Here is a 9,478-nt window from a genome sequence, read left to right as displayed (position 1 = left end):
GCGCTACGACAAGCTGGCGGCCACCTTCATGGGCTTCGTAACCCTCGCCGCCATCATGCTATGGCTCAAATAGCTAAATCGTCACCACAGCCTAGCCGCCCAGCATCGCCTCAAGCGCCAGGACCGTCGTCCACGGCCGGCCGGTGATCCGTGCGCCCAGGGTCTTCTCGACCAGGCCCACAGTCAGCTTCGAGCCGCCGATCCCGTCCGGATAGGTCACGTAGAGCTGCCGGCTCTCGGCCCGCACCTGCTCGCGGCCGCGGATCGCCGTGCGCAGGGCGCCGACGGCCTTCTTGTCCGGAGCGTCCTTCAGGAACAGCGTCATCAGCCACCCCGGATCCTGGGCGGCGAACGCTGGGAACGGGTTGGCGGCCACCAGGGCGCGCCAGGCGTCGGCGGTGCGCACATAGACGTCGGTCCGCAGCGAGAACCGCTCCATCAGCGCGGTCTCGATCCGGGCCTGCAGCTCGGCGCCGGTCTGCTGGCCGCTGGCGAACACCAGGTCGCCGACCTTGGGGCCGGTGCGGGCCTCGGCATGCCCCAGCTCGCCGAGCAGGGCGGTCAGCTCGTCGGCCGTAACTTGGCGGTTTCCGGCGGCGTTGACGCCGCGCAGCAGGGCGATGTGGACGGTCATGTCGATCAGGCGCCCGCCAGCGCTTCGAAGCCGCGTTCGAGGTCGGCGATCAGGTCGCCGGTCGCCTCCAGCCCCACGTGCAGGCGCAACAGCGGACCTTCCAGGTTCACCGGGACGGTGCGGTTCTTCAGCTGCGGGTCGCAATGGATGGCCAGGCTCTCGTAGCCGCCCCAGGAGAAGCCCAGGCCGAACAGGTCCAGGGCGTCGAGGAAGGCGTGGACGGCCTTCTGCGAGCAGGGCTTCAGCACCAGGCCGAACAGGCCGCAGGCGCCGGTGAAGTCGCGCTTCCACAGGGCGTGGCCCGGATCGGTCTCCAGGGCCGGATGCAGCACGCGGGCCACCTCGGGCCGGTCCTGCAGCCAGCGGGCGATCTCCAGGCCCTTGGCCTGGTGGGCCGGCAGGCGGGTGGCCAGGGTGCGCAGGCCGCGCAGCACGGTGTAGGCGTCGTCGGGCGACACCGACCAGCCGATGTCCCACATGGCGTCGCCCAGCTGGTTGCCGATCACGTTGTCGGCGGTGGCGGCGCTGCCCATGAACACGTCCGAATGGCCGCCGACATATTTGGTCAGGGCCTGGACGCTGATGGTCACCCCGTGGGCTAGGGGCTTGAAGTAGAAGCCCGCCGCCCAGGTGTTGTCGATCATCGTGAGGATCCCGCGGGCGTTGGCGGCGGCGGCGATGGCCGGGACGTCCTGCATCTCGAAGGTCAGCGAGCCGGGGGCCTCCAGCAGGATCATCCGGGTGCGCGGCGTGCACAGGGCCATCAGGGCGTCGGGCGGCAGGCCCGGGTCGTAGTAGGTGGTGGCGACGCCGAACCGGGCCAGCACCCTGTCGCAAAACCGGCGGGTGGGCCGGTAGGCGCTGTCGACCACCAGGATCTCGTCGCCGGCCTTCAGCAGGGCTAGCATCACGCCGGTGATCGCCGCCAGGCCCGACGGATACAGCGTCACGTCCGGCGAGCCCTCCAGCTCGGCCAGGGCCAGCTGCAGGTTGGCCGGCGAGGACAGGCCCGTTATGCCGTAGGTCAGCTGGCTGTCGTCATACAGCGAGGCGGCGTTGGGCATCAGCACGGTCGAGCCGCGCTGGACCGGCGGATTGACCGTGCGGGCCAGCACCGAGCCGCCCTTGGGCGGGGCGCCCTTGCGGACCAGGCGGGTTTGTTCATCCAGGGGCATGGGGGACTCGGGCGACTGCGACACCCGGTGGTTTACGGCGCGCGGGCGAACCGGTTCAAGGCAGGAAATCCGTCCGGGCCGGGAGAGGAACTGGGCGGGGCTGGGGACAGGCGCATGCGCCTGTCCCCGACTAAACCCCAACGCCCAGCTTGCCCAGCACCCGCGTCGCCTCGGCGATCAGGGCGCGGCGGCGTTCGGTGTCGGCCTGGCGCCGGGCCTCGGCCTGCGCGACGTCGGCCTGGCAGTGCGGGCAGGTCGTCTCGTGCGGCCAGATGTAGTGAGCGCAGGCCGCGCAGGGCTTGAGGCTGGGCGGCAGGGCGCCGCCAGCCGCCGAACGCTGGCGCGGCGCCACGTGCACGGCGGCCGGATCGCGGTCGGGCAGGGGCGTGACCTCGGCTCCCGGAATCGCCTCGGTGATCAGGGCGAACTCGCCGACCGCGAAGCTTTGCGGCGGGGCGTCCTTGATCTTGACCACCCGCTCGCGCAGGCCGTGGCGGGCCAGATCCAGGGCGCGATGGTGGCAGTAGGGATTGTTGCCGCGCTTGCCCAGCAGCGACTCCGAGGTCCAGGTGCAGCCGGCCCGGCAGACGTCGGCGTAGTAGCAGGTGCGGCAATAGCCCCACAACTCGTCGACATCGCGCAGGCGGCCGAAGCTCATCTTCTCGCTGTGCCGCCAGATGTCGGCCACGGTCATGTCACGGACGTTGCCGGCGGTGTACAGCGAGGTGGCCAGGGACGGGCAGCCCTTGATCGTGCCGTCGGCCTCGATGCCAATGCCGGTCTGGCCGGCCGAGCAGCCGTTCCAGTGGTCTGCCTCGTCGCCGAACCCGCGCCAGATGTGCTCGTAGGGACCGAAATAGCCGATGTTGTTGCCCACCACCATCAGCAGGCCCCGGGCCTGGCCTTCGTCGTATAGCCGGGCCAGCAGCGGCATGACCTCCAGAAGCTGGTAAGGCTGCAGCAGCAGTTGCGGGTTGTCGACGGCGTTGCCCATGGCGACCGTCAGCTGGATCTGCCAGTGGGTGGCGCCGGCCGCGATGATGCGGTCCATCAGTTCGGGCAGGTGGGCGGCGGTCTCGGCCCCGATCTGGGTGTTGACCGAGACGGCCAGGCCCCGGGCCTTGGCGCGCTTGAGCGCGTCGATCGCCTGGTCGTACGAACCGGGCACGCCGCGCACCCGGTCGTGCAGGTCGGGCAGGCCGTCGATCGACACGCCCAGGCCCTGCAGCCCCGCCTCGACGGCCTCGTCCAGGCGCTTGTCGGTCAGGTTGCGGGCCCCGGTCTGGACGCCGGTGCGGATGCCGTGCTGGCGGCTGCGGCGGATCAGCTCGATCCAGTCGCGGCGCAGATAGGCCTCGCCGCCGATCAGGGTCAGCTCGCGCGTGCCCAGGGCGGCCAGATGATCGATCAGCTCCAGCGCCTCGACCGTGGTCAGCTCGTCCGAGCGCGGCCGGCCGGCCCGCGAGCCGCAGTGCTGGCATTTCAGGTTGCAGGCCAGGGTGACTTCCCAGACCACGTGGACGGGCACCAGCTCGGTATAGTCGCGCTCCAGCCGGTAGCGGACGGGCTTGCCGGCGGGGGGCGTGACCGGGGCGCGAGCATCGGCGTCCAGCGAGATCGCGTCCGTCATCGTGTCGGTCCTCGGGCGGGCGGAAGAAGACCGGGACGCGCGGTCGGCGCGTCCCGGGGAGGAGGGAGGGGCAGGCCTCAGCGGCCGCGTTCCAGCTTGGCGATCTCGACCTTGAGCAGGGCCAGGAGGGCGGGGATGTCGCCATATTCCCGCAGATGGGCCTCGGCCTGGTCGTGCAGGCGCTGCAGTTCGGCCAGATCGCCCTTGGCGATGCCGTCGGTGATGGCTTGTCCGTACAGAATGACGATGGCCATGGTCTTGACCTCCGATGGGAAGGGGTTGAGGGGGCGGCGTCAGCCGCGGCTTTTCTCGAGCTTGGCGATCTCGACCTTCAGCACCGCCAGCAGGGCGGGGATGTCGCCGTATTCCTGCAGGTGGGCCTCGGCGGCGGCCTCGGCTTCCTTCAGGCGGGCCAGTTCGCCCGAGGCGATCGCGTCGGTCACGGCCACGCCGTAGGGTTTGATGCTCATGGTGTCTCCTCCGTCGCCCTGGATCTGTCCTTGGGCGTGTTTTAGGGGGGCGTGTTCGGTTGGCGTCAGCGCTTCAGCTTGGCGATCTCGACCTTGAGCTGGGTCAGCAGGGCGCCGACGTCGCCGTGCTCTTCCAGATGGGACTCGGCCAGGGCTTGCAGCTTGCGCAGTTGGTCCAGGTCGCCGCTGGCGATGGCGTCGGTGATGGCTTGTCCGTAGAGCGGGATGGGGGTCATGGGAGGCTCCGGGCTGGGACGGGCCGAGCGCGGGCGGCAGGCGTCGTCGGCCCGGCGCCAGGCGTCGAGGCTGCGATCCCGTCCGGAAAGCGTTCGGCGGCGGATTGAGGCGATAGGCGGGCACTGTCGATAGCGCCGCGGCCGATCACGCCGTGGCGGCGGAGAAAGATCGCGATCCTTCCTCCTGCTTACGAGGTTCGGGGAAATGGACCGTGTTGTCAACTGAAGGATGTATGTTGGTTTTATGATAGCATAGCGATTGTATCCGGCGGGCAGGAGCTGTTCATGGGCCTGATCGAAGGCGAGCTGAATGTCGATCCGGAGGCCGCGCGGCGGCTGATCCAGGCCGTGGATCGCGACGATGCGTCGATCGTCGACGCCCAGCTCGACGCGGCCCTGGGCCTGCGCATCACGGCGGTCGAGGCCCGACTCGACACCCTGCGGCTGCTGGACCGGCACGGCGTGCAGCGCTTCGACCAGGGCGACCTGGCCTACGACGTGGTGCGGGCCTTCTACCGCGCCCTGGAGCCCGAGATCAGGGCGCGTCCCGGCCTCAGGCTGCTGGACCTGGGCAGCGGCTACGGGCGGTTCGGGCTGTATGGCGGCCTGCGCCATGACCTGGTCGCCCACGGGCTGGAACTGGTGCCCGAGCGGGTGGAGGAGGCGGCGCGCGCCGCGCGGGCCCTGGGTCTGGCCCGCGTGACCTTCGCGGCCGGCGACCTGCTGACGGCGCCGTGGCCGGCCGCCGACGTCTATTGCATGATGAACGCCGTGCTGCCGCGCCTCCTGCCGCCCGTGCTGGCGCGGCTGGAGACCGAGGCGCGGCGCCGGCGGATCGTGGTGGCCTCGGTCTCGACCAGCAATCGGGCCTTCGCCCAGGCGCCTTGGCTGCGTGAACGACCGGTCGAGGCGGAGGGCGTGGCGGGGCGCGAGCTGCGGCTGTGGGAATCGGCGTGACTACAGTCTTCTCCCGCCGCTCGACTAGACCGCCGCGCCCGTCGCCACCGGGACGTCGTCGCGACCGCCCCATTCCGTCCAGGAGCCGTCATAGACCGCCGCCCGGGGCCTGCCGAGCCGGGCCAGGGCTAGGGCCACCACGGCGGCGGTGATCCCCGAGCCGCAGGTGGTGGCGATCGGCCGGTCGATATCGACCCCGGCGGTCTCGAACACCGCGGCCAGCCGGTCGGCCGGCAGCAGGGTTCCGTCGGCGGCCAGCAGGGCCGACAGCGGCACGTTGCGCGAGCCGGGGATGTGGCCGCCGCGCAGGCCGGCGCGGGGCTCGGGGTCGCGCCCCTCGAACCGGCCGGCGGCGCGGGCGTCGATCACCTGCTCGCGGCCGGTTTCCAGGTTGCGCTTCATCTGGTCCAGCGAGCGGACGATGTCGGCCTGGTAGCGGGGCGTGAAGTGGCGTTCCTGCGGGACGACGGCCAGGTCGTCGACCGGGCGGCCCTCGGCGATCCACTTGGGCAGGCCGCCGTCCAGCACCACCACGTCCTCGTGGCCCATGGCGCGGAATTCCCACCAGACCCGGGCGGCGGGCAGGATGCCGCTGGTGTCGTAGACCACGATCCGCGAGCCGTCGCCCAGGCCCAGCTTCTTGACGCGCGAGGCGAACTTGATCGGCGAGGGCAGCATGTGCGGCAGATCGGAGGTCTCGTCGGCGATGTCGTCGATGTCGAAGAACACCGCCCCCGGGATGTGGGCACGCTCGTACTCGGCCTTCGGGTCGCGCTGGGCGGCCGGCATGTGCCAGGACCCATCGACCACGCGGACGTCGGGCGCGTCGAGGTGCTCGGCCAGCCAGGCGGTCGAGACGAGCGGATCGGCATGGGTCATCGCAAGGCCTTTCGGGGTCTGACTCGCCCCTTCGAGAAGGCGCGCAAGATCACGCGATCGGCCTTGCGGGGCAAGCGGTTCAGCCCGCCTTTCCGCCCTTGATCCGCCTATCCGCGGGGAAGGCTAGGGATGCGCCTCGTGCAGCGAGTGCTCCTTGGCCTCCTGGACCATCTTCTCTTGCACGCGCTGGATGACGTCCAGCTTCTTGACGTTCTTGCCCGGACAGGCGTGGGTGGTGGCCGGATCCTCGCGGTGCAGCTTCATGGTCGTGGGATCCAGGCCCAGCACGGCCGAGAGGGTGGCCATGGCCGCCACGGCGTTGTCGCGCACCGCCGCCCCGCGGCCGGCGTCGAACGGGTCCTTGTCGTAGTCGCCCAGCATCTCGACGCCCAGGGCGATGCTGTTCCAGCTGGGCGAGTGGACGCCCGACACCGTCAGCGGCGTGAAGACCCAGATCTGCCGGTCGTCGACGAACAGGTGCGGTCCCGCGCTCCATTTCTGATTGTCGCGGTAGTAGGCCTCGAGATTGGCGATGTGGGTCTGGGTGAAGCCCTGCGGCCGCTGGGCCAGCGAGGGCACGCCGGTGTTGTGCAGGGCGATGAACTTCGGCCGCCACGCCGACCAGGTCAAAGCCTCGCAGTAAGTCTCGAACGACTCTGGTGAAAAGCTCTTGCCGACAATACCCTTCCAAGCCATCAGGCCCTCCCGGTGCGACTTGGCGTGATCCTGCACTGGACGGTTGAGTTCTGCAACTTTTTGGTCAGTCGAGGGCGGCGCCCTACATCCAAGGCGGGGTCGGCAAGCCCTTCTCGGCCAGGAATGCAGGGTTGAACAGCTTGCTCTGGTAGCGCGAGCCGTGGTCGCACAGGATGGTCACGATGGTGTGGCCTGGCCCCATGGCCTTGGCCATGCGCACGGCGCCCGCGATATTGATCCCGGTCGAGCCGCCCAGGCACAGGCCCTCGTGCTGCACCAGGTCGAAGACCTGCTCCAGCATCTCCTCGTCGCTGATCCGGAACGGATGGTCGACCGAAAGGCCTTCCAGGTTGGCGGTGATCCGGCCCTGGCCGATGCCCTCGCTGATCGAGGTTCCTTCCGACTTCAGCTCGCCGTCGGCGTACCAGCTGTACAGCGAAGCGCCGTGCGGGTCGGCCAAGCCGATCTTCACCGAGGGCTTGCGGGCCCTCAGGGCGGCGGAGACGCCGGCCAGGGTGCCGCCCGAGCCGATGGCGCAGATGAAGCCGTCCACCTTGCCGTCGGTCTGCTCGAAGATCTCCGGTCCGGTGGTCTCGAAATGGGCCTGGCGGTTGGCGACATTGTCGAACTGGTTGGCCCAGATCGCCCCGTTCGGCTCGGTGCGGGCCAGGTCCTCGGCCAGGCGGCCGGAATAGCGGACATAGTTGTCGGGGTTGGAGTAGGGGACGGCGTCCACCTCGACCAGTTCGGCGCCGAGCAGGCGGATGGCGTCCTTCTTCTCCTGGCTCTGGGTGCGCGGGATGACGATGGTGGTCTTGTAGCCCAGGGCCGAGGCGACCATGGCCAGGCCGATGCCGGTGTTGCCGGCCGTGCCCTCGACGATCCGGCCGCCGGGCCGCAGCAGGCCCCGGGCCTCGGCGTCGCGGATGATCCCCAGGGCCGCGCGGTCCTTGACCGACTGGCCGGGGTTCATGAACTCGGCCTTGCCGAGAATCTCGCAGCCGGTCGCCTCGCTGGCGCGGTTGAGGCGGATCAGCGGCGTGTCGCCGATAGCGTCGAGGACGCTGGTCTTTACGGTCATCTCTTCAGTCCGGCCGGTCGGGAGGTGGTAGGGTAGATCGTGACGCGGGGTCCTCAGGCAAGGCCAGATTTCCTGAAGGCGGCCTGAATGGTTTCAGCGCAGGTCAATCGACCCGCTGGGTGATGATTACGTTCAGCAGCGCCAGCGAGCCGTTGACCGACGCGGCGGCGCACCAGGCCCCGTGCAGGCCTTCCACCTCGACCAAGTGGTTCTCGATGGCGTCGACCATGATGCCCTCGGCGACCGGGAACGAGGCGTCGCCCAGCAGTTGCTCGTCCTCCAGCTCCTTGCACCAGGCGGCGACCGCGTCGGTCGCCGTCTCGGCGTCGAACTGGGTGATGTAGGTGCCGCCGTGGAAATCCAGGACCAGGGTGTAGAGGTTCATCGCGCCGACCTCGCACGCGCGCTCGCGCTGTTGATACAGATCAGAGGTCGGGATGGACGCCGGCCTTCGCCAGGTCTGGGCCCCTCTTTCAGGCGCGGGAAAGGCCCAGCTGGATCACATTGGTGCGTTCGGTGCGGAAGCCGGCCTCGCAATAGCTGAGATAGAACCGCCACAGCCGGCGGAACCGCTCGTCGAAGCCCAGGCCCTTGATGTCGTCCCAGGCCGCCTCGAAGCGCGCGGCCCATTCGGCCAGGGTGTCGGCGTAGTTCTGGCCGAAGCGGTTGACCTCGGTCCAGGCCAGGCCCGCGGCGGCGGTCTCCTGCTTCAGCCGCGCCTCGCTGGGCAGCATGCCGCCCGGGAACACGTAGCGCTGGATGAAGTCGGTATGGGTTCGGTAGCGGGCGAACAATTCGTCGCGGATGGTGATGATCTGTAGGCCGGCCCGGCCGCCGGGCGACAGCACCTCGCGGATCTTGCCGAAATAGGTGGGCCAGTACTCCTCGCCGACCGCCTCGAACATCTCGATCGAGGCGACGCTGTCGAACTGGCCCTGAACGTCGCGGTAGTCGATCAGCCGGATCTGGGCCTTCTCGGCCAGGCCCTGGTCGAACAAGCGCTTCCTGGCGAAGTCGTGCTGGGCCTGGGAAATGGTCACGCCGGTGACCTGGGCGCCGACCTCCCGGGCCGCGAACTCGGCGAAGCCGCCCCAGCCGCAGCCTATCTCCAGCACGTGCTGGCCGGGCTTGAGATCGATCGACCGCGCCAGGGCCGCGTACTTGGCGCGCTGGGCCTGGTCCAGCGGCTGGTCCGGGGCTTCGTACAGGGCCGAGGAATAGGTCATGCTGGGGTCCAGCCAGCGGGAATAGAAGGCGTTGCCCAGGTCGTAGTGGGCGTGGATGTTCTTCTTCGAGCCCTGGCGGTCGTTGCGATGAAAAAGGTGGTAGAGCTTGTTGACCGCCTGCATCACCGGATTGCCGCGGACCAGGGCCGTCAACCGGTCGAAGTTCAGCGAGAAGGCCTCTAGCACCGCCGACAGGTCGGGCGTGTCCCAATCGCCGGCCATGTAGCCTTCGGCGAAGCCGATGTCGCCGGCCGCCAGGGCCCGGCGGATGAACCGGTAGTCGTGGATGCGGATCACCGCGTCCGGGCCCGGGGCCTTGCCGACGATGCGCAGTGGCTTGCCCGACGGCAGGACGAAGGTCAGGTCGCCCGCCGCCCAGTTCTCGACGGCGACGCGGAGGGCGGTGCGGAAGGCGGCCGGGGCGCGGCGCAGTTCGGGGTCGCGGGCCGTGGCCGGCCAGGTCGCAGGCAGGATATCGGTCATCGACGCTCCCA

12 protein-coding genes are annotated in these 9,478 nt (G+C 69.6%); 1 reads left to right on the top strand and 11 read right to left on the bottom strand.

Going from position 1 to position 9,478, the window contains the following annotated elements:
- Nucleotides 1-91 precede the first annotated feature (91 nt).
- From EV278_RS10075 to EV278_RS10050, 6 genes are all read right to left on the bottom strand, one after another.
- A complete protein-coding gene (locus EV278_RS10075; protein ID WP_132090164.1) occupies nucleotides 92-634 on the bottom strand; it encodes a DUF1697 domain-containing protein in 543 nt (180 codons plus the stop codon).
- Nucleotides 635-639: 5 nt separating this feature from the next.
- The gene (gene metC, locus EV278_RS10070) at nucleotides 640-1,803 is read right to left on the bottom strand and encodes a cystathionine beta-lyase (protein ID WP_132090232.1); all 1,164 of its coding nucleotides are present in this window, start codon (nucleotides 1,801-1,803) and stop codon (nucleotides 640-642) included.
- A 136-nt stretch (nucleotides 1,804-1,939) separates the two neighbouring features.
- A complete protein-coding gene (locus EV278_RS10065) occupies nucleotides 1,940-3,439 on the bottom strand; it encodes a GDL motif peptide-associated radical SAM/SPASM maturase (protein WP_132090162.1) in 1,500 nt (499 codons plus the stop codon).
- Nucleotides 3,440-3,516: 77 nt separating this feature from the next.
- Complete coding sequence (locus tag EV278_RS10060) at nucleotides 3,517-3,693, bottom strand: DUF1843 domain-containing protein (RefSeq protein ID WP_081942498.1); 177 nt, start codon at nucleotides 3,691-3,693, stop codon at nucleotides 3,517-3,519.
- 39 nt (nucleotides 3,694-3,732) lie between these two features.
- Nucleotides 3,733-3,909, bottom strand: coding sequence for a DUF1843 domain-containing protein (locus EV278_RS10055; protein WP_132090160.1), 177 nt, complete (start codon nucleotides 3,907-3,909; stop codon nucleotides 3,733-3,735).
- 65 nt (nucleotides 3,910-3,974) lie between these two features.
- Nucleotides 3,975-4,145 carry a DUF1843 domain-containing protein gene (locus tag EV278_RS10050; RefSeq protein WP_132090158.1) on the bottom strand — a complete coding sequence of 57 codons (171 nt, stop codon included), beginning with the start codon at nucleotides 4,143-4,145 and terminating at the stop codon, nucleotides 3,975-3,977.
- A 285-nt stretch (nucleotides 4,146-4,430) separates the two neighbouring features.
- Between EV278_RS10050 and EV278_RS10045 the strand changes: the two genes are divergently transcribed.
- Entirely contained in the window at nucleotides 4,431-5,102 is a 672-nt protein-coding gene (locus tag EV278_RS10045; protein WP_132090156.1) for a methyltransferase domain-containing protein, read from the top strand.
- A gap of 24 nt (nucleotides 5,103-5,126) precedes the next feature.
- Here the strand turns inward: EV278_RS10045 and sseA are convergent, their stop codons facing one another.
- The 5 genes from sseA to EV278_RS10020 form a co-directional block, all read right to left on the bottom strand.
- Complete coding sequence (sseA, locus tag EV278_RS10040) at nucleotides 5,127-5,981, bottom strand: 3-mercaptopyruvate sulfurtransferase (protein ID WP_132090154.1); 855 nt, start codon at nucleotides 5,979-5,981, stop codon at nucleotides 5,127-5,129.
- Between the two features lie 123 nt (nucleotides 5,982-6,104).
- Entirely contained in the window at nucleotides 6,105-6,677 is a 573-nt protein-coding gene (locus tag EV278_RS10035) for an N-acetylmuramoyl-L-alanine amidase (RefSeq protein ID WP_132090152.1), read from the bottom strand.
- An 82-nt stretch (nucleotides 6,678-6,759) separates the two neighbouring features.
- Entirely contained in the window at nucleotides 6,760-7,758 is a 999-nt protein-coding gene (locus tag EV278_RS10030; protein ID WP_132090150.1) for a cysteine synthase A, read from the bottom strand.
- Between the two features lie 103 nt (nucleotides 7,759-7,861).
- On the bottom strand, nucleotides 7,862-8,143 hold the full coding sequence (locus EV278_RS10025; RefSeq protein WP_132090148.1) for a hypothetical protein: 282 nt from the start codon (nucleotides 8,141-8,143) through the stop codon (nucleotides 7,862-7,864).
- 88 nt (nucleotides 8,144-8,231) lie between these two features.
- Nucleotides 8,232-9,467, bottom strand: a complete 1,236-nt coding sequence (locus tag EV278_RS10020) for a cyclopropane-fatty-acyl-phospholipid synthase family protein (protein WP_132090146.1) — start codon at nucleotides 9,465-9,467, stop codon at nucleotides 8,232-8,234.
- Nucleotides 9,468-9,478: the final 11 nt, after the last annotated feature.

The sequence above is a fragment of the Caulobacter sp. BK020 genome, from assembly GCF_004342605.1.
In the GTDB taxonomy this organism is placed as follows: Bacteria; Pseudomonadota; Alphaproteobacteria; order Caulobacterales; family Caulobacteraceae; genus Caulobacter.
Note: the sequence above shows the minus strand (reverse complement) of the source record. Positions and strands in the feature narration are given on the sequence as shown.

Bases quoted from the DNA above. Each gene is read 5' to 3' on its own strand.
- EV278_RS10025 (WP_132090148.1), bottom strand. From the start codon at position 8,143: ATGAACCTCTACACCCTGGTCCTGGATTTCCACGGCGGCACCTACATC.
- sseA (WP_132090154.1), bottom strand. From the start codon at position 5,981: ATGACCCATGCCGATCCGCTCGTCTCGACCGCCTGGCTGGCCGAGCAC.
- EV278_RS10035 (WP_132090152.1), bottom strand. From the start codon at position 6,677: ATGGCTTGGAAGGGTATTGTCGGCAAGAGCTTTTCACCAGAGTCGTTC.
- EV278_RS10055 (WP_132090160.1), bottom strand. From the start codon at position 3,909: ATGAGCATCAAACCCTACGGCGTGGCCGTGACCGACGCGATCGCCTCG.
- EV278_RS10065 (WP_132090162.1), bottom strand. From the start codon at position 3,439: ATGACGGACGCGATCTCGCTGGACGCCGATGCTCGCGCCCCGGTCACG.
- EV278_RS10075 (WP_132090164.1), bottom strand. From the start codon at position 634: ATGACCGTCCACATCGCCCTGCTGCGCGGCGTCAACGCCGCCGGAAAC.
- EV278_RS10030 (WP_132090150.1), bottom strand. From the start codon at position 7,758: ATGACCGTAAAGACCAGCGTCCTCGACGCTATCGGCGACACGCCGCTG.
- EV278_RS10060 (WP_081942498.1), bottom strand. From the start codon at position 3,693: ATGGCCATCGTCATTCTGTACGGACAAGCCATCACCGACGGCATCGCC.
- EV278_RS10020 (WP_132090146.1), bottom strand. From the start codon at position 9,467: ATGACCGATATCCTGCCTGCGACCTGGCCGGCCACGGCCCGCGACCCC.
- EV278_RS10045 (WP_132090156.1), top strand. From the start codon at position 4,431: ATGGGCCTGATCGAAGGCGAGCTGAATGTCGATCCGGAGGCCGCGCGG.
- EV278_RS10050 (WP_132090158.1), bottom strand. From the start codon at position 4,145: ATGACCCCCATCCCGCTCTACGGACAAGCCATCACCGACGCCATCGCC.